16 protein-coding genes and 3 tRNA genes are annotated in these 18927 nt (G+C 58.8%); 11 read left to right on the top strand and 8 right to left on the bottom strand.

Annotated elements, in window-relative coordinates; translation table 11 throughout:
• Window positions 1-29: 29 nt before the first annotated feature.
• On the bottom strand, window positions 30-1361 hold the full coding sequence (gene argA / locus FNY10_RS20275; protein ID WP_004867060.1) for an amino-acid N-acetyltransferase: 1332 nt from the start codon (window positions 1359-1361) through the stop codon (window positions 30-32).
• A 227-nt stretch (window positions 1362-1588) separates the two neighbouring features.
• On the opposite strand from argA, the gene amiC reads away from it, so the two are divergent.
• The 6 genes from amiC (at window position 1589) to cobS (ending at window position 8176) form a co-directional block, all read left to right on the top strand.
• Window positions 1589-2842: an N-acetylmuramoyl-L-alanine amidase AmiC gene (gene amiC, locus FNY10_RS20270; protein WP_100684484.1), complete on the top strand. Its 1254-nt coding sequence runs from the start codon at window positions 1589-1591 to the stop codon at window positions 2840-2842.
• A 14-nt stretch (window positions 2843-2856) separates the two neighbouring features.
• A complete protein-coding gene (gene cobD, locus FNY10_RS20265; RefSeq protein ID WP_141963612.1) occupies window positions 2857-3942 on the top strand; it encodes a threonine-phosphate decarboxylase CobD in 1086 nt (361 codons plus the stop codon).
• A 374-nt stretch (window positions 3943-4316) separates the two neighbouring features.
• Entirely contained in the window at window positions 4317-5276 is a 960-nt protein-coding gene (cbiB, locus tag FNY10_RS20260; protein WP_141963614.1) for an adenosylcobinamide-phosphate synthase CbiB, read from the top strand.
• 97 nt (window positions 5277-5373) lie between these two features.
• Complete coding sequence (locus FNY10_RS20255; protein ID WP_160703196.1) at window positions 5374-6897, top strand: cobyric acid synthase; 1524 nt, start codon at window positions 5374-5376, stop codon at window positions 6895-6897.
• Entirely contained in the window at window positions 6891-7436 is a 546-nt protein-coding gene (cobU, locus tag FNY10_RS20250) for a bifunctional adenosylcobinamide kinase/adenosylcobinamide-phosphate guanylyltransferase (protein ID WP_141963618.1), read from the top strand. The genes FNY10_RS20255 and cobU overlap by 7 nt, the downstream gene beginning before the upstream one ends.
• Window positions 7433-8176: an adenosylcobinamide-GDP ribazoletransferase gene (gene cobS / locus FNY10_RS20245; protein ID WP_131048674.1), complete on the top strand. Its 744-nt coding sequence runs from the start codon at window positions 7433-7435 to the stop codon at window positions 8174-8176. The genes cobU and cobS overlap by 4 nt, the downstream gene beginning before the upstream one ends.
• A gap of 242 nt (window positions 8177-8418) precedes the next feature.
• Here the strand turns inward: cobS and FNY10_RS20240 are convergent.
• The 3 genes from FNY10_RS20240 to FNY10_RS20230 form a co-directional block, all read right to left on the bottom strand.
• Window positions 8419-8495: transfer RNA gene (locus FNY10_RS20240), tRNA-Met, on the bottom strand.
• Between the two features lie 46 nt (window positions 8496-8541).
• Window positions 8542-8618, bottom strand: a tRNA-Met gene (locus tag FNY10_RS20235).
• A 50-nt stretch (window positions 8619-8668) separates the two neighbouring features.
• Window positions 8669-8745: transfer RNA gene (locus FNY10_RS20230), tRNA-Met, on the bottom strand.
• A 215-nt stretch (window positions 8746-8960) separates the two neighbouring features.
• Between FNY10_RS20230 and mltA the strand changes: the two genes are divergently transcribed.
• A complete protein-coding gene (gene mltA / locus FNY10_RS20225; protein WP_100684490.1) occupies window positions 8961-10058 on the top strand; it encodes a murein transglycosylase A in 1098 nt (365 codons plus the stop codon).
• 132 nt (window positions 10059-10190) lie between these two features.
• Window positions 10191-11009: a tRNA cyclic N6-threonylcarbamoyladenosine(37) synthase TcdA gene (tcdA, locus tag FNY10_RS20220; protein ID WP_131048675.1), complete on the top strand. Its 819-nt coding sequence runs from the start codon at window positions 10191-10193 to the stop codon at window positions 11007-11009.
• Between the two features lie 430 nt (window positions 11010-11439).
• On the opposite strand, the gene csdE is transcribed toward tcdA, so the two are convergent.
• Window positions 11440-11871, bottom strand: coding sequence for a cysteine desulfurase sulfur acceptor subunit CsdE (gene csdE, locus FNY10_RS20215; protein WP_131048676.1), 432 nt, complete (start codon window positions 11869-11871; stop codon window positions 11440-11442).
• On the bottom strand, window positions 11871-13076 hold the full coding sequence (csdA, locus tag FNY10_RS20210; RefSeq protein ID WP_141963620.1) for a cysteine desulfurase CsdA: 1206 nt from the start codon (window positions 13074-13076) through the stop codon (window positions 11871-11873). The genes csdE and csdA overlap by 1 nt, the downstream gene beginning before the upstream one ends.
• Window positions 13077-13520: 444 nt before the next feature.
• On the opposite strand from csdA, the gene gcvA reads away from it, so the two are divergent.
• Genes gcvA through rlmM form a run of 3 tightly spaced genes read left to right on the top strand, consistent with a single transcriptional unit; the run spans window position 13521 to window position 15946 of the window.
• Complete coding sequence (gcvA, locus tag FNY10_RS20205) at window positions 13521-14438, top strand: glycine cleavage system transcriptional regulator GcvA (RefSeq protein WP_015585849.1); 918 nt, start codon at window positions 13521-13523, stop codon at window positions 14436-14438.
• A 19-nt stretch (window positions 14439-14457) separates the two neighbouring features.
• Window positions 14458-14853 (top strand): DUF423 domain-containing protein, encoded by a 396-nt coding sequence (locus FNY10_RS20200; RefSeq protein ID WP_100684494.1) that lies wholly within the window; start codon window positions 14458-14460, stop codon window positions 14851-14853.
• Entirely contained in the window at window positions 14846-15946 is a 1101-nt protein-coding gene (gene rlmM, locus FNY10_RS20195) for a 23S rRNA (cytidine(2498)-2'-O)-methyltransferase RlmM (RefSeq protein ID WP_141963624.1), read from the top strand. Before FNY10_RS20200 ends, rlmM begins: the two co-directional genes overlap by 8 nt.
• A gap of 145 nt (window positions 15947-16091) precedes the next feature.
• Here the strand turns inward: rlmM and xni are convergent, their stop codons facing one another.
• Together xni and FNY10_RS20185 are read right to left on the bottom strand one after the other, a co-directional pair.
• The gene (xni, locus tag FNY10_RS20190) at window positions 16092-16853 is read right to left on the bottom strand and encodes a flap endonuclease Xni (RefSeq protein ID WP_141963626.1); all 762 of its coding nucleotides are present in this window, start codon (window positions 16851-16853) and stop codon (window positions 16092-16094) included.
• Between the two features lie 120 nt (window positions 16854-16973).
• Window positions 16974-18917, bottom strand: coding sequence for a sigma-54-dependent Fis family transcriptional regulator (locus FNY10_RS20185; RefSeq protein ID WP_141963629.1), 1944 nt, complete (start codon window positions 18915-18917; stop codon window positions 16974-16976).
• Window positions 18918-18927 lie beyond the last annotated feature (10 nt).

Below are 18927 nucleotides of genomic sequence, written 5' to 3'. Positions count from 1 at the left end.
GCTTGCGTGGCTTCGGGGCGGAGGTGACATCAGCCGAGGTCGGCCATCATGACTTTGGAGCGGCGCTGGTAGTTGTACATCTCTTTCTTACTTTCCGGCAGCAGATCGATATCGACCGGCGTGAAGCCGCGCTCCTGGAACCAGTGAATACTGCGAGTGGTAAGGACAAACAATTTGCTCAATCCCATCTGCTTCGCCTGGGTGGCAATGCGGTTCAGCAGCACTTCCCCGCGCGATGAGCTACGATAGTCCGGATGCACCGCGACGCAGGCCATTTCGCCGATTTTCTCTTCCGGGAACGGATAGAGCGCGGCGCAGGCAATCGTGGTGTTATCGCGCTGAATAATCGTGAATTTATCGATTTCCATCTCCAGCTGCTCGCGGGAGCGGCGCACCAGAATGCCCTGTTGCTCCAGCGGGCTAATCAGCTCAAGAATACCGCCGATATCGTTAATGGTAGCGCGACGAATCTGCTCGGCGCTTTCCATGACGATCTGGGTGCCGATACCGTCGCGTGAGAACAGCTCCTGCAGCAGCGCCCCGTCTTCCTGATAGCTGATCAGGTGACAACGCCGCACGCCGCTGCGACAGGCCTTCACGGCACCGCGCAGAAAACGCACCGTGCCGGAGTTGTAATCCTCTTCCGCCTCCAGCTCTTCCACGCGCGCCTGAGCTTCGTTGGGGAACAGTTCGGAAACAATCACCCCATCCTGGTTGTAAACCCCCTGCGAAGAGCAGAAACCGATCATCTTTTCGGCCTTCAGCTTAACGGCCAACTGAGTGGCAATCTCTTCCGAGGTCAGATTGAAGCTTTCGCCGGTGACCGAAACGGCAACCGGGCCCATCAGCACGATAGCGCCGTTATCCAGCTGGCGATGGATCGCCTCTTCATCAATACGGCGGATGCGCCCGCTATGGCAATAATCCACGCCGTCGTCGACGCCCAGCGGCTGAGCGATAATAAAGTTGCCGCTCACCACGTTGATATGGGCGCCCTGCAGCGGGGTGTTATTCAGGCTCATCGACAGACGCGCGGTAATTTCCAGCTGCAGCATGCCCGCAGCCTGCTTGACCAGTTCAAGGGTTTTGGCATCGGTGACGCGGGTCTGTTTATGGTAGACCGGCTCGTGGTGATGCTCTGCCAGATTGGCGTCAATCTGCGGGCGCGCGCCATAGACCACCACCAGGCGGATGCCCAGGCTATGCAAAAGGCCAATGTCATTGACAATACTGGAGAAATTCTCATGCTCGATTGCTTCTCCGCCGAGCATGATGACAAACGTTTTTCCCCGATGAGCGTTAATATAGGGGACAGAATGGCGGAATCCTTCTACCAGTTCGGTGCGACGCTCCTTCACCATGACTCAACCCTCAATGCATGATTATTCGTAATTAGTGTATTTTTATTCTGTTTCGTAGCTAAACGCAAGTCTAAATTTGCGACGAAACTGAGAAAAATCTGTGATCAAATGCGTATTGCCTGAGATTGTTTACCCTTTTATTGATGACAGGTTATGCAGCTTTCGTTAAAGTTTCCGGTCAATCTGTCTGTTTTGAGTTCGAATACGTTTTTTTGCTTGGGAGTGGCATGCCGGGATACAAGTCAGGATTAAGCCGTCGTCGTTTTTTACAGGGGGCAGGCGCAATGTGGTTAATGAGCGTCAGCCCGCTGGGTTTAGCGGCTGCCGCGCAGGTCGTCGCCGTGCGCGTCTGGCCGTCGTCGACCTATACGCGTGTAACGGTAGAATCCAGTCATGTGCTGAAATATCGGCAGTTTGCGTTGAGCAATCCGGAACGGCTGGTGGTGGATCTCGAAGGCGTCAATCTTAACTCCGTGTTAAAGGGGATGGGGGCGAGTATTCGCGATGATGACCCTTATATTAAGTCCGCGCGCGTCGGCCAGTTTGATCCGCAAACCGTGCGCATGGTCTTTGAACTCAAGCAGAACATCAAACCGCAGCTCTTTGCCCTGGCGCCGGTGGCCGGCTTTAAAGAACGTCTGGTGATGGATCTCTATCCTGCGAACGCCACCGATGTTCAGGATCCGCTACTGGCGTTACTGGAAGATTACAACAAGGGCGATCTTGAACGTCAGGTTCCTCCGGCAGAAAGCGGGCCGAAGCCGGGTAAAGCCGGGCGCGATCGGCCTATCGTTATCATGCTTGACCCAGGCCACGGCGGCGAAGACTCCGGCGCGATCGGCAAATACCATACCCGTGAGAAAGATGTGGTGCTGCAGATTGCCCGTCGGCTACGGGCGCTGATCGAAAAAGAGGGCAACATGCGCGCCTACATGACCCGCAATGAAGATGTCTTCATTCCGCTGAAGGTTCGCGTGGCCAAAGCGCAAAAGCAGCGCGCTGACCTGTTTGTGTCGATTCACGCCGATGCCTTTACCAGCCGACAGCCGCGAGGCTCCTCGGTATTTGCCCTGTCAACCAAAGGCGCCACCAGTACCGCCGCGAAATTCCTCGCGCAGACCCAGAATGCCTCTGACCTGATCGGGGGCGTCAGCAAGAGCGGCGATCGCTATGTCGACCATACGATGTTCGATATGGTGCAGTCGCTGACCATCGCCGATAGCCTGAAGTTTGGTAAAGCGGTTCTGCAAAAAATGGGCGGAATCAATAAGTTGCATAAAAATCAGGTCGAGCAGGCGGGCTTTGCGGTGCTGAAAGCGCCGGATATTCCGTCGATCCTGGTGGAGACGGCGTTTATCAGTAACGTCGAAGAAGAGCGGAAGCTGAAAACGGCAACCTTCCAGCAGCAGGTGGCGGAGTCGATTCTGGCGGGGATTAAAGCCTACTTCGCCGACGGCGCCACGCTGGCAAGGCGCGGATAATACGGGAGCGGAAGATGGCGCTACTGAAGAGCGTGCACGGCGGTAATACCCGGGAAGCCGCTGCGCTGCTGGGCATTGAGGCGCAGCAGCTGCGGGATTTCAGCGCCAATATTAATCCTCTTGGCATGCCGGAAAGCGTCAGACGTGCGCTTATCGATAATCTTGCCCTGGCGGAGCGCTACCCTGACGTTGAATACCAGCAGCTGCACCTTGCGCTGGCGGAACACCACCGTATTCCCGCATCGTGGGTGCTGGCTGGCAATGGCGAAACCGAATCCATTTTTACGCTCGTGCACGGGCTGAAGCCGCGCACGGCGATGGTGGTGAAGCCCGGTTTTGCGGAATATCGCCGCGCGCTGCAGACGGTGGATTGCACTCTCCTCGAGTTCGCGCTGCGTGAAGGGGATGGCTGGCAGTTGACCGACGCGATTCTCGATGTGCTGACGCCAGAGCTGGACTGTTTGTTCCTCTGTACGCCCAATAATCCGACCGGCCTGCTGCCGGCACGCCCGCTGCTTGACGCGATTGCCGCCCGCTGCCGGGACGCCGGCATCGCGCTTATTCTTGATGAAGCGTTTATCGATTTCATTCCCGAGCAGCCGGGATTTATCCCCTTTCTACAGCATAATCCGCATATCTGGGTGCTCCGCTCGCTCACCAAATTTTACGCCATTCCCGGCCTGCGTCTGGGCTATCTGGTTAACAGCGACGAGCGGGCGGTGGCCCGACTGCGTGAGAAACAAATGCCGTGGTCGATCAATGCGTTTGCCGCTCTGGCGGGGGCAATAGCGCTTAAGGATCGCGCCTATCAGCAGGCCACCTGGCGATGGCTGGCGCAGGAGGGAAGCCGCTTTTATCAGACCCTCCGCCAGCTTCCCGGCCTGACCGTGTATCCCGGGCGGGCGAACTATCTTTTTTTACGTTGCCACCTCCCGGGGCTCGATCTGCAACAGGCGTTGCTGCAACAGCATATTCTGGTTCGCAGCTGCGCTAACTATCCGGGACTGGAAAACGGCTATTATCGCGTGGCGATTCGCAGCCCTGAGGAGAATCAGCAGCTGCTTACGGCACTCAGCGCCATCCTCGCCGCCGCCGTCTGACGGCAAGCGACCGGCTCCGGCGTATGGCATAATAGGCCGCCTGCTGTTTCAGACTCCCCGGCTGACGAGAGCCCGCATGCAGCGGCAGGAGACCAACAGGTGCCAGGTCGCAGCCCCGCGGCTGTCATGCTGACAACCCCGTAAATCCCACCGGCCGCTGATCCGGAAAGGGCGAGGAAGACGCTAAGCCAGCAAACCTGTCTGTCGGTCATGACCAACAACTTCGGTGGGAAGTGGGGCTCAGATGCGTGCCGTCGCCAAACGGCGTCAGGCGCACTGTGACACCCCGACCACCCTGAACAGGAACAGGGTATGGCGGTACGACTGCATTCATCCATTGGCGCCCGTATGCTGGCGGCTACGAGGCCCGGGCGATGACGCTACTTGCCTGGTGCGTGGCCTGGATTCTCGATTTTATCATCGGCGACCCGCCGCGCTGGCCGCATCCGGTACGCTGGATAGGCAATCTCATCACCTTGACTCAACGTATCGTGCGCTGGTATTGCCATAGCGACCGCGCGCTGCGCGTCGGCGGCGCGCTGATGTGGCTGACGGTGGTCGGCCTGACCTGGCTCCTCGCCTGGAGCGTACTGAAACTGGCGGCAAGCCTCCATCCCTGGCTGGGCTGGGGCGTTGAAGTGTGGATGATCTTTACGGTCCTGGCCGGACGTTGCCTTGCGGATTCCGCACGGGAAGTCGAACGCCCGCTGCGCGCGGGCGATGTGGCGCTAAGCCGGGAAAAGCTCTCATGGATTGTCGGGCGCGAGACCGCGCGGCTACAACCGGAACAGATAAATCGCGCGGTGGTGGAGACGGTTGCAGAAAACACCGTCGATGGCATTATTGCGCCGCTGTTCTTCCTGCTGCTGGGCGGCGCGCCGCTGGCGATGGCCTATAAAGCGGTCAACACCCTCGACTCCATGGTGGGGTATAAACATGAAAAATATCGCGCCATTGGTATGGTCAGCGCCCGGCTTGACGATGTGGCGAACTGTCTTCCCGCGCGTCTGAGCTGGCTGCTGTTGAGCCTCGCGGCGTGGCTATGTCGCTACGACGGCGCGGGCGCTCTGCGTATTGGCTGGCGCGATCGCTATCAACACAGCAGCCCCAACTGCGCATGGTCGGAAGCCAGCGTCGCCGGCGCGTTAGGTATCCGACTCGGCGGCCCGAATGACTATTTTGGCCAGCGGGTGGACAAACCCTGGATTGGCGACGCCGTACGCGATATTTCGGTCGAGGATATTCCTCGCGCCCTGCGCCTGATGTGGGTCGCCTCGACGCTGGCGCTGGCGATGTTTATGGCCGTGCGGTATCTATGGACAGGGATGGCCTGAGAAGAGATCCGCATGGCCTTCTGGCAGCGGGGCGGTAGCAGCATAAAACAGAGCAGGATGGGAGAATAATGCGAGAAAACACGAGCGAGGAGGGCTCATGACGCAGGCAATCATGTTGCAGGGAACGGCGTCCGATGTCGGTAAAAGCGTGCTGGTGGCCGGTTTATGCCGCATTTTTTATCAGGATGGCCGGCGTACGGCGCCGTTTAAATCGCAGAATATGGCGCTTAATTCGGGGATCACGGCGGACGGTAAAGAGATGGGCCGGGCGCAGATCTTTCAGGCCGAAGCCGCCGGTATCGAACCCGACGTGCGGATGAACCCTGTCTTGCTGAAACCCACCAGCGACCTGAAAGCTCAGGTGGTGCTGATGGGCAAAGTGGCGACCGATATGGATGCGGTGAGCTACCACGAGTATAAACCGCGCCTGCGCGAACAGATCCTCTCGGTCTATCGCAGCCTGGCGCAGGAGTATGAGGTGCTGGTTCTGGAAGGGGCCGGTAGCCCGGCGGAGATCAACCTGCGCGATCGCGATATCGTCAATATGGGGATGGCGGAGATGGCGCAGTGCCCGGTTATCCTTGTTGCCGACATCGACAGAGGGGGCGTCTTTGCTGCGATCTACGGGACGCTGGCGCTACTTGAGGAACGGGAGCGCGCGAGGGTGAAAGGGGTCATTATCAATAAATTTCGCGGTGATATCGCGCTGCTCTATTCTGGAATCGAACAGATCGAAGCATTAACTGGCGTCCCCGTGCTGGGAGTGCTGCCGTGGCTGGAGGTCGATCTGGAGGATGAAGACAGCGTGGCGCTGCAGAAAGGCAAGTATCTGCGTACCGCGCAGCGCGAAATCGACATCGCGGTCGTGCAGCTTCCCCATACCTCAAACTTCACCGATTTCAATGCGCTGGCGGCGCAACCGGATGTTCGCGTGCGCTATGTACGGCACCCGCAGGATCTGACGCAGGCCGATCTGGTTATCCTGCCCGGCAGTAAAAATACGCTGGGCGATCTGCTGTGGCTGCGCGACAGCGGAATGGAGACGGGCATCTTGCAGGCGCATCAGCAGGGGATTCCGCTGCTGGGGATTTGTGGCGGCTATCAAATGCTGGGTGAGGCGATTGTCGATGAAGTGGAGTCCGGTCTGGGAGCGCTGCCCGGACTCGGCCTGCTCGACACAGTGACGCAATTTGCCCGACATAAAACCACCACTCGGGTCGAGGCGACAATGGCAAGCGCGCTGCCGGACTGGCTGGCGGGAGCGTCTGCCCTGCGGGTGCGCGGTTACGAAATTCATATGGGGGAAACGACCCTTAACGGGCGCTGCCGTCCGGTGATGCAACGGGAGAAAGACGGCGAGCAGACGGCGGACGGCGCGATGACGGACGACGGGCTGGTGTTCGGAACTTACCTGCACGGCCTGTTCGACAGCGATGATTTCACCCGCGCACTGGTCAACGGCCTGCGTCGGCGCAAAGGGCTGGAGGCGCTGGATACCACGCTTCACTATGCGCAATATAAAGCGCAGCAGTTCGATATCCTGGCCGCCGCCATGCGCCAGCATATTGATATTGAAAAGATTTACCGCATTATGCAGCAGCATCAGGAGCCATCATGCTGATTCTGGTTACCGGCGGCGCCCGCAGCGGGAAAAGCCGCCACGCCGAGGCGCTGATCGCCGATTCAGCGCAGGTTTTGTACCTCGCGACCTCGCAGATCGTGGATGACGAAATGGCCCAGCGGGTCCAGCACCACCGCGATAGCCGCCCGGCGCACTGGTGCACCGTCGAGCGCTGGCGCCATCTCGATGAGGTCATTACGCCGCATAACGATCCGCAAGAAGCCGTGCTGCTGGAGTGTATGACGACCATGGTGACCAACATGCTGTTTGCCGAGGGGGGCGAGCGCTCCCCGGACGACTGGGATTATGCGGCAATGGAGCGGGTGATAGACGATGAGATTCACTCGCTGATTGCCGCGTGCCAGCGCTGCCCGGCAAAAGTGGTGCTGGTGACCAATGAAGTGGGGATGGGGATTGTCCCGGAAAACCGCCTTGCGCGGCATTTTCGCGATATTGCCGGCCGGGTTAACCAGCGCCTGGCGGCGGCAGCGGATGAGGTCTGGCTGGTGGTATCAGGTATTGGAGTCAAAATTAAATGATCAAATTATTCTGGGCAACGCTCTCTTTTCTCAGCCGCTTACCGGTGCCGGATCGCTGGTCGCAGGGGCTTGAGATCGATCGGTATGTCCGGGGGATCGTCACTTTCCCGTTGGTCGGGGCGTTGCTGGGAGGGTTAAGCGGGCTGGTGTTTCTTGCCGTTCAATCCTGGTGCGGTCTGCCGCTTGCCGCGCTGTTTAGCATTTTAGCGCTGGCGCTGTTGACCGGTGGTTTTCACCTCGATGGTCTCGCCGATACCTGCGATGGCGTCTTTTCCGCACGCCGTCGGGAACGGATGCTGGAGATTATGCGCGACAGCCGACTGGGAACCCACGGCGGACTGGCGCTTATTTTTGTTTTACTGGCAAAAGTGCTGGTGGTCAGCGAGCTGGCGCTGCGTGGAACGTCGGTGCTGGCCGCACTGGCGGCCGCCTGCGCCGCCGGGCGTGGCGTCTGTGTGCTGCTGATGTACCGCCATCGTTACGCCCGCGAAGAAGGGCTGGGTAACATCTTTATCGGCAAGGTTAACGGGCGGCAAACCTGCGTCACGTTGGGCTTAGCGGCAATTCTCGCCGCCATATTGTTGCCCGGCATGCACGGCGTGGTGGCGTTGGGGATCGCCATAGTGGCCATTTTTATCCTCGGCCAGCTGCTGAAACGTACGCTGGGCGGGCAAACCGGTGACACGCTGGGGGCGGCGATTGAGCTGGGCGAGCTGATTTTCCTGCTGGCTCTGCTGTGAGTCTGGCAACACGATAAGCCGCATCGGGGCTATTCGTCAGCGCGCCATGTCCGCTGCGCAACGGAAGGCGATGGCGCGTCTGGCATTATGCGGGCAAGAACAGGCGAGCCTTGACGCGGACAGAGAACGCGCGGTTGACTAACGCCAGTAAGTCGGTCTGTTGTGAGAACGGGAGAGGACGCTGGTGCAACCGTGAGCGGTACGCAGAAACAAAAAAACACCCGTCAGGGTGTTCATTGTGTTGGTTGCGGGGGCCGGATTTGAACCGACGACCTTCGGGTTATGAGCCCGACGAGCTACCAAGCTGCTCCACCCCGCGTCCGTTTTTACTCTTCATCGAGTAAATTGCGCATCAGATTTTAAATTGGTTGCGGGGGCCGGATTTGAACCGACGACCTTCGGGTTATGAGCCCGACGAGCTACCAGGCTGCTCCACCCCGCGTCCGTCTTTACTCTTCCATCGAGTAAAGCTTACTGCTATCTGATTTTAATTGGTTGCGGGGGCCGGATTTGAACCGACGACCTTCGGGTTATGAGCCCGACGAGCTACCAGGCTGCTCCACCCCGCGTCCGTGGAAGCGCACTATACTCCGCTCGCGTTTTGATGCAACCCTTTTTCAGTAAAATCATCAAATTTGTAATAAATGCTGTATAAAGAACCACTTTCGGCTGGTTTTTTGCGCAATGTTGTATTTGTGGTGCTTTCGCGCATTTCAATAGCCCTGGGGGTTTGTTATCTTCCCTCATCACGAACCGCGGCTAAGCAGCATAAAGAAGAGATACCATGAAAGGATGTTGGGCAAAGTATATAGCGACAGGAGCAATGCTGGCGATGCTCGCCGCCTGTTCCTCAAAACCGACCGATCGCGGCCAGCAGTATAGTGAAGGGAAGTTTACCCAGCCGTTCTCTTTGGTTAACCAGCCTGATGCGGTCGGTTCGCCAATTAACGCCGGGGACTTCTCCGAGCAGGTCCGTCAGATCCGCAGCGCGTCTCCGCGCCTTTATAATAGCCAGAGCAACGTCTATAACGCGCTGCAGGAGTGGCTGCGTGCCGGTGGTGATACCCGCACCCTGAGCCAGTTCGGCATTGATGCCTGGCAGATGCAGGGCGCCGATAGCTACGGTAACGTTCAGTTCACCGGTTACTACACCCCGGTGGTGCAGGCGCGCCATACCCGTCAGGGTGAATTTCAGTACCCGATTTATCGCATGCCGCCGAAGCGCGGTAAGCTGCCGTCCCGCGCCAGCATTTACGCTGGCGGCCTGAGCGACGCCTATGTTCTGGCCTACAGCAACTCGCTGATGGACAACTTTATTATGGACGTTCAGGGCAGCGGCTATATTGATTTTGGCGACGGCTCGCCGCTGAACTTCTTTAGCTATGCCGGGAAAAATGGCTGGTCATATCGCAGCATTGGTAAAGTCCTGATCGATCGCGGTGAAGTGAAGAAAGAAGACATGTCGATGCAGGCAATCCGGGAATGGGGCGAGAAACACAGTGAAGCCGAAGTTCGCGAGCTGCTTGAACAGAACCCGTCGTTCGTCTTCTTTAAACCGCAGTCCTTTGCTCCGGTAAAAGGCGCCAGCGCGGTGCCGCTGATTGGTCGCGCCTCGGTGGCTTCCGATCGCAGCATTATTCCGCCGGGAACGACCTTGCTGGCGGAAGTGCCTCTGCTGGATAATAAAGGCAAGTTTAACGGCCAGTACGAGCTGCGTCTGATGGTTGCGCTGGATGTGGGTGGGGCGATTAAAGGCCAGCACTTCGATATCTACCAGGGGATCGGCGCAGATGCCGGCCACCGCGCCGGTTGGTATAACCACTATGGTCGCGTCTGGGTGCTGAAAAATGCCCCGGGCGCCGGCAACGTCTTTAGCGGTTAACGCGCTACCGTCCATTTTTTGTCGCCCGGACTGGCGCAACGCGCCGCCTCCGGGGTTACCTGGCGGTCGCATCTATTTTTTATTCGCACGACGGGGCTTGCGCTGGCAGGCCCTGATGCATTCTGAGGTTTTATGTCTGTTGTAATCAGCGATGCCTGGCGTCAACGCTTTGGCGGCACGGCGCGTTTATATGGTGAAAAAGCGCTGCAATGTTTTGCCGGTGCGCATGTTTGCGTGGTCGGTATCGGCGGCGTGGGCTCCTGGGCGGCGGAAGCGCTGGCAAGAACCGGGATTGGCGCGATTACCCTGATTGATATGGATGATGTCTGCGTCACTAACACTAACCGACAGGTTCATGCCCTGGGGGGCAACGTCGGCCTGGCGAAAGCCGAGGTGATGGCCGAGCGTATTCGCCTGATTAACCCCGAGTGTCGGGTGACGGTCGTGGACGATTTTGTCACGCCGGAAAACGTCGCGGAGTATCTCGGCGTCGGCTTCAGCTATGTGATTGATGCGATTGACAGCGTACGGCCCAAGGCGGCGTTAATCGCGTACTGTCGCCGTTATAAGGTGCCGCTGGTGACCACCGGCGGCGCGGGCGGGCAAATCGACCCGACGCAGATTCAGGTAGCCGATCTGGCGAAAACCATCCAGGATCCGCTGGCGGCAAAGCTGCGCGAGCGGTTAAAAAGTCAGTTCGGGGTAGTGAAGAACAGCAAAGGTAAGCTGGGAGTGGATTGCGTCTTCTCGACCGAAGCGCTGGTCTATCCGCAGGCCGACGGCAGCGTTTGCGCCATGAAGAGCACCGCCGATGGCCCGAAACGGATGGATTGCGCCTCCGGATTTGGCGCAGCGACGATGGTCACCGCGACCTTCGGTTTTGTCGCCGTGTCCCATGCGCTGAAGAAAATGCTGGCGAAGGCGGAGCGAGAAGCGGATTCAGCCGGGTAATTCCCCAGACGATGATACGGCGCAGACCGTCGCCCCGGTAAGCGCAGCTCCACCGGGGAATGTACCCGCTCGGCGGAGTAGGAAGATGTACCCGGGCTGCGGGTAACCCCTTGCCCGGGCTACGATATAGCGCAGACCGTAGCCCCGGTAAGCGCAGCGCCACCGGGGGAATGACCCGCTCGGCGGCGTAGGAAGATATACCCGTGTGACGGAGTAGGAAGATATACCCGGGGCGGCGGGTAACCCCTTGCCCGGGCGACGATATAGCGCAGACCGTAGCCCCGGTAAGCGCAGCGCCACCGGGGGAATGACCCGCTCGGCGGCGTAGGAAGGTGTACCCGGGCGGCGGGTAACCCCTTGCCCGGGCGACGATATAGCGCCGATTGTAGCCCCGGTAAGCGTAGCGCCACCGGGGGAGGTTTAAGAGAAATTAAGCCTCGCGGGCGGCGGCGAGAACTGCTTCGCTCAGCGCGCTCAGCCCCTGACTGCGCGAGGCGCTCAGCTGACCGCGCAGCCCCAGCTCATCAAACAGCATCAGCGGATCCTGAGCCAGCAGCTCGGCGGCGCTTTTCCCCTCTACCGCAGTGAGTAGCACCGCCAGCATACCGCGCACAATCCGGCCTTCGCTATCGCCGAAGAAGTGCAGCTTACCCTCAGCATCAACGGTATGGCCCAGCCAGACGCGGTTTTCACAGCCGGCAATCTCCTTCGCCCGTTCTTTCAGGTCATCCGACAGCGCAGGCAGCCGCTTACCCAATAAAATCAGCTGGCGATACTTATCTTCCCACTGGCTGAGCGGGATAAACGTCTGGCGTAAGGTCTCTGCGGTGATGCCGGTAGCAAAAGGGTGAGAAGTTGTCATTAATCCACCAGTATTTCCAGAGCGCGGTCAACGGCATGCACCAACGCGTAAACATCATCCTGTGTATTATAGGGGGCAAACGAGGCGCGCAAGGTACCGCTGACGCCCAGCGCCGCCAGCAGCGGTTGGGCGCAGTGCTGTCCGGCTCGCAGCGCAATCCCTGACTCCGCCAGCAGAGTCACCATATCGCTGTGATGCACTCCGGCGAAATCAAATGCCAGCAGGCTGGCCTCCTGACAGCGGAAGGAACGAAAGCCTGGCCGCTTCGCCAGCTCATCTTCCGCCAGCGTCGCCAGGCTACGGCTCCAGTTTTCAGCCTGGGCGATATCGGTCTCTTCCAGCCACTCCAGCGCCGCGCTCAGGCCAATGACGCCGGCAATATTTGGCGTCCCGGCCTCCAGACGATAGGGGACCGGCTGAGTGGCAAACCCGGCGAAGGTGACCTCGGTAATCATTTTGCCGCCGCCGAGCCAGGGAGACATGGCATCCAGCAGCGCGCTTTTGCCATACAGCGCGCCAATCCCCGTCGGTCCGTACAGTTTATGGCCGGAAAACGCATAAAAATCGATATCCAGCTGCTGAACGTCGGCGGGAAAATGCACCGCCCCCTGGGCGCCGTCAACCATCACCACCATACCGGCGTCATGCGCATGGCGGATTGCCGTTGCCAGGTCCGGACAGCCGCCGGTGACGTTGGACATCTGGCCGATGGCCAGCAGCCGACTGCGCGGCGTACTAAGAGAAGGCAGGAGGGCGACGTCGGGCAGGCGATCGGCTCCGATGGGCAGCTTCACTACCCGGGCGCCGGTTTGCTCTGCGACCATCAGCCAGGGAACCAGGTTGGCATGGTGCTCCGCTTCGCTGACGATGATTTCATCGCCGGGTTGCAGGCGCGGGCGAAGATAGCTCTGCGCCACCATATTGATGGCTTCGGTGGTGCCGCACGTCCAGACGATATCTTTCGCGTACGGAGCGTTCAGCAGCGCCGCCACGCGCTCGCGGGCATTTTCATAGCGTTCAGTCAGACGCTGTGCGGCGGCAAACTGGCTACGGTGAACGTTGCCCGCGCTGAGGCGGTAAAACTGGTCGCTGGCGTCAATCGTGGCGAGCGGCTTCAGCGTCGTCGCCGCGCTGTCAAGGTACACGCCGGCATCGGCCAGCGCTGGAAACTGGGCGCGAAAGTGAGCAGGATTGAATGCGTTCATGGAGTTCCTCGTTGCAATACGCCGATCGTCGCGCAATTTAGTCATCAGGGCAAGGCTGGCGATAAGGAAGAGAGGAGGAGATTCTGGTCAGTGCGGCGGCAGACAGGCAAAAAAAAGCACCGCTTGTTGCGGTGCTACATTAAATCACTATGGACAGACAGGGTAAATGTACAGGAAGTGAAAAGGGTAGCTTAACTACCATGGTCTGCAAACACAGACCAATTGCAAACACAACAACACAACATCACAACCGTAAGCCAAAAGCTTGTTGGAACACGCATTCCAAAAAAAGCTCTTCGTTCCGGCTCAGGAAGTGCCGCCACTATAGGTATTTGCTGGTAGAACCTCAACGGACAAATTATAATGGCTCAGATAAAAAAAACTAATAGGTTAACTGTTGTTTCCTGTTTGTTAAAACGCCTTAACATCTAAGCCAGAATAACCATGTCAAAGCGATTACCGCCCCTGAATGCATTACGTGTTTTTGATGCCGCCGCACGTCATCTAAGCTTCACTCGCGCAGCAGATGAGCTTTTTGTGACGCAGGCCGCAGTAAGTCACCAAATCAAGTCACTAGAGGATTTTCTAGGGCTGAAGCTGTTTCGCCGCCGCAATCGATCGCTGCTGCTGACGGAGGAAGGCCAGAGCTATTTTCAGGATATTAAAGAGATTTTTTCGCAGCTGACCGAGGCAACGCGTAAACTGCAGGCGCGAAGCGCGAAAGGGGCCTTAACGGTGAGTTTACTGCCCAGTTTTGCTATCCAGTGGCTGGTGCCGCGACTCTCAAGCTTTAACTCAGCTTATCCGGGGATTGATGTCAGAATCCAGGCCGTGGACCGTCAGGAAGACAAACTGGCGGATGACGTCGACGTGGCGATTTTCTACGGTCGCGGCAACTGGCCGGGTCTGCGCGTCGAAAAATTGTACGCCGAATATCTGCTGCCTGTCTGTTCGCCGGCGCTGCTTACCGGAGACAAAGCATTGAAAACCCCTGCGGATCTGGCGCAACATACGCTGTTGCACGACGCTTCCCGCCGCGACTGGCAAACTTATACCCGTCAGCTGGGTCTAAGCCATATTAATGTGCAGCAGGGGCCTATTTTCAGCCACAGCGCGATGGTGCTGCAGGCGGCTATTCACGGGCAAGGGGTCGCGCTGGCCAATAATGTGATGTCCCAGTCCGAAATCGAGGCCGGCCGGTTGGTCTGCCCGTTTAATGATGTTCTGGTCAGTAAGAATGCGTTTTATCTCGTTTGTCATGACAGTCAGGCTGAACTGGGTAAAATAGCCGCTTTCCGACAATGGATACTGGCGAAAGCGGCGAGCGAACAAGAAAAATTTCGTTTTCGTTACGAACAATAAATGATTGTAGGGTAAAAACATGACCAGCCGTTTTATGCTGATATTCACCGCGATAAGCGGTTTTATCTTTGTTGCTCTGGGCGCCTTTGGCGCGCACGTGTTAAGCCGGTCGTTAGGCGCGGCGGAAATGGCCTGGATTCATACCGGGCTTGAGTACCAGGCCTTCCATACCCTGGCTATTTTGGGTCTGGCGGTGGCGATGCAGCGCCGTATCAGTATCTGGTTTTACTGGAGCAGCGTCTTTATGGCGCTCGGTACCGTTTTGTTCAGCGGCAGTCTCTATTGCCTGGCGCTGTCGCATTTACGCCTGTGGGCGTTCGTAACGCCGGTCGGAGGCGTGAGCTTCCTCGCCGGTTGGGTTTTAATGTTAATTGGTGCAATTCGTCTGAAACGTAAGGGCGTTGTTCATGAATAAGGTTGTCCTCTATTGTCGCCCCGGGTTTGAGAAGGAGTGCGCAGCAGAAATTACCGATAAGGCCTCCCGCCTTGAGGTGTTTGGTTTTGCCCGGGTGAAAGAAGACTCCGGCTATGTCATTTTTGAGTGCTATCAGATGGAAGATGGCGACAAACTGGTGCGTGAACTGCCGTTCAGCTCGCTGGTTTTCGCCCGTCAGATGTTTGTAGCCGGCGAACTGCTGCGCGACCTGCCGCCGGAAGATCGCATCACGCCGATCGTCGGGATGCTGCAGGGCGTGGTCGAGAAGGGCGGCGATCTGCGGGTGGAAGTGGCCGATACCAATGAAAGCAAAGAGCTGATGAGGTTCTGCCGTAAGCTGACGGTACCGCTGCGCGCGGCGCTGCGTGACGCGGGCGTGCTCACTAACTATGAAACGCCGAAGCGCCCGGTGGTGCATGTGTTCTTTATTGCCCCCGGCTGCTGCTATACCGGCTACTCGTACACCACCAACAACTCGCCGTTCTATATGGGGATCCCGCGTCTGAAGTTCCCGTCCGATGCGCCGAGCCGTTCTACGCTGAAGCTGGAAGAGGCGTTTCACGTCTTTATCCCGCAAGATGAGTGGGACGAGCGTCTGGGCAACGGGATGTATGCGGTGGATCTGGGGGCTTGTCCCGGCGGCTGGACCTATCAGCTGGTGAAACGCAACATGTGGGTCTCTTCCGTGGATAACGGCCCGATGGCGCAGAGTCTGATGGATACCGGACAGGTGACCTGGCTGCGTGAAGATGGCTTCAAGTATCGTCCAACGCGCAACAACATCTCATGGATGGTGTGCGATATGGTGGAGAAACCGGCGAAAGTGGCGGCGCTGATGGCGCAGTGGCTGGTGAACGGCTGGTGCCGGGAAACCATCTTTAACCTGAAGCTGCCGATGAAAAAGCGCTATGAAGAGCTGTCGCGTAACCTCGCCTATATCCAGGAACAGCTGGATGAACACGGGGTTAATGCCCAGATCCAGGCGCGCCAGCTGTATCACGACCGTGAAGAAGTGACCGTTCACGTCCGTCGCCTGTGGGCGGCCGTTGGCGGTCGTCGCGACGAACGCTAAGCCCGCGTCGCGTCCCGGATAACGGCTTCGTTATCCGGGTTCTGCCACCATCTGCGCATCCGAAACAATGTGCGTCACATCACAGATGGTCAATCCTGGCCTGTACGATTGCAGGCTACATCACCGGGCGGCTTCGCCCTGTCTGTTACGCCTGGGGGGCCAGCCGCAGCTGCTGTAAATTGCCGTCGAGCTGTAAATCGGTCTGCAGGCGGGCTATCTCGCGGCAGGTAAAGGCCATCTCTTTATGCTCTTCCAGTTTTTTACGCCATTTTTCAGGCACTTCTGCCAGCTGAGCATAGATGCCCTCCAGATCCTGATACTCCGTTAACAGTTGCGCCGCGCTCTTCGGTCCGATTCCGGCGACCCCCGGGACTTTTGAACTGCTTATTCCCGCCAGTCCCCAGTAATCAGGCAACTGCTCCGGCGTGACGCCGAACTCGTTGGCGATGAAAGGGGCGTCCAGCCAGCGTTTCTGAAAGTAGTCGCGGATCAGAATCGTCGGCGACAGCAGCTGGCAATAGCCTTTATCGGTCGAGACGATCGTCGCCTGATGTCCGGCATGGGCGACTTTGCATGCCAGCGTGGCGGCGAGGTCGTCCGCCTCGTTGCCTGCTAAAGCCCAGCAGCGGATCCCGCGCTGCTCAAAGGCCGCGCGCAGGGCGGGCATTTCGGCGTCGAGGGTTTCCGGCATGGGCGCGCGTCCGGCTTTGTATTCCGGCAGGCGCTGGTGTCGCCAGCCCTGCGCGCGATCTTCGTCATCAAAAACCGCCACGGCATGGGTGGGCTGGCTATGAATGATGAGCTGCTCCAGCGCGTGCAGGCAGGTGTCAACGCAGGGGGACCCCTGCACCGCATGAATGCGGCGGATCAGATTGAGTGCGTCGACAATTAACAGATGAACGGCCACAGATACCTCCTGGCGAGCCTGTCGAAACCGGCCCTTATTCACAGAACCTTAAGGGTATCATTGCCGTGGCGGAGAGGCTATCGGCACGGGGTCATTCGGGAAGAGGCGCCGCAAAGAGGCTTACTCGGCGTGCAGCAGCAGGCCCGCTTCGCTGTTGGTGGCCTCGCCGTACCAGACCGCTTCGCGGACTGATACCGGCTTGCCAATCAGACCCAGCGCATAAAAACGGTCGGCAATAGTTTGCTGCGCGCGGATCACTTTGAGGTCCATCATCCGCGGGCGATGGCTGCGGCGGGCCAACGCCAGCGAGAGCGATGCGACGTTAATCCCCAGCTCCGCCGCCAGCAGCCCGGCGGCTTCATCCCGCCGACGATCGATAAACTGCCCGGTTTGCGTCAGCTCGTGCAGCAGGCGCTGCATGATATCGCCGTGGCGCGTCACGTAGTCGCGGCGCGACAGGTAGAACTGATGGTTTTGCACCCGACCTTCGCCGTTGGCCACCACCCGTAGCTCCCCGGTGTGTTCGGCGTCGCTTAACAGCGGATCCCACATCATCCAGGCATCCACCGCCAGATAGTCGCTGGCGGTCAGCGGGTATTTGGGCGGGGTGTAGACAATCCTGACGTCATTTAAGCCCAGCCCCGCCTCCTCGAGAATCTGCAACAGCAGCCAGTGTACGTTTGACCCTTTATTCAGCGCAATACGTTTCCCGCGCAAATCGGCAATTGTGCGGATCGCGCTATGCTGCGGGACAACCATCGCGACGCTTTGCGGCGCGGGCGGTTCCCACGCCACGTACACCAGCTCGCTGTTGCTGGACTGGGCAAAGACCGGCGGCGCTTCGCCGGTGGTGCCAAAATCGATTTCGTGACAGGCGAGGGCGTGCAGCAGCTGCGGTCCGGCGGGAAATTCGCTCCACAACACGCTGACGCCAAGATGGGCGAAGGCGCTCTCCAGACTCTGCCGGGCCTTTAAAATGCCCAGATTGCCAAAGCGCTGATAGCCAATTCGTAACTCGCGGTCGGCGGAAACGGCGCCGGACAGCGGGCGCGGCGGGATTTCTGGTCGCCGACGGCTTTTAATCAGTCCAATGTTGGCCAGCTGCGTGCGTAAGGTATGGCGACTGATGCCCAGCAGCGCCGCCGCCTGACTTTGGTTGTCATCGCAGCGGGCCATCGCCCCGCGGATCAGCGCCCCGGTCATGCGCTCCCACAGCGCCTCGCCGGGTTGGTTAAGCTGCTGATAGATAAAACTATCCAGTTCGTTGTCCGTGGCGGTCGCCGGCGTATCGTGCAACGTGCTCAGCCGCAGCTGCGCGGGCGTGATCTCCTCCTCTTTGCTGAGCAGAACCGCGTTATGCAATGTATTTTCCAGTTCGCGGATATTGCCGGGCCACGGATAGTCCATCAGTCTCGCCAGCGTTTCCGGCGCCAGGCGGCGGGTCGGGCGGCCCAGGCGGCGGGCATATAGCGTTAAAAAGTGATTGGCCAGCTGAGGAATATCCTGGCGGCGCTGGCGCAGCGGCGGCAGCGGCACAATGGCGATATTCAAACGGTAGTAGAGGTCTTCGCGAAAGCGGCGTTCGCGGATCGCCTGGGCTAAATCGACATGGGTGGCGGCGATGACCCGCACATTCACTTTGATGGCCTTGCGCGAACCGACGCGGGTAATTTCCCGCTCCTGCAGCACGCGCAGCAGCTTAACCTGCAGCGGCAGGCTGAGTTCGCCGATCTCATCGAGCAGCAGGGTCCCGCCCTCGGCGGCTTCAAACCAGCCGGGGTGGCTCTGCACCGCGCCGGTAAAGGCGCCTTTTTCATGGCCGAAGAGTTCAGCTTCCGCCAGGCTTTCGGTCAGCGCGCCGCAGTTAACGGCAAGAAACGGCTGGTGGCGACGCGTGCTGTGATGATGAAGATAGCGGGCGACCACCTCTTTACCGGTGCCGGTTTCGCCGACGATCAGCACGGTGGCTTCCGTGGGCGCCAGTTTATCCAGCAGGCTCTGAAACGCTTTCGACGCCGGGTCGATGAGCACGGGCGTATCGGACAGGGATTCAGGATTGAGCATGGCGGACCTC

Source organism: Klebsiella sp. Lac1 (genome assembly GCF_009825425.1).
GTDB classification, from domain to species: Bacteria; Pseudomonadota; Gammaproteobacteria; order Enterobacterales; family Enterobacteriaceae; genus Klebsiella; species Klebsiella electrica.
The sequence above is the reverse complement of the archived record's forward strand: the minus strand, read 5'-3'. Positions and strand labels throughout refer to the sequence as shown.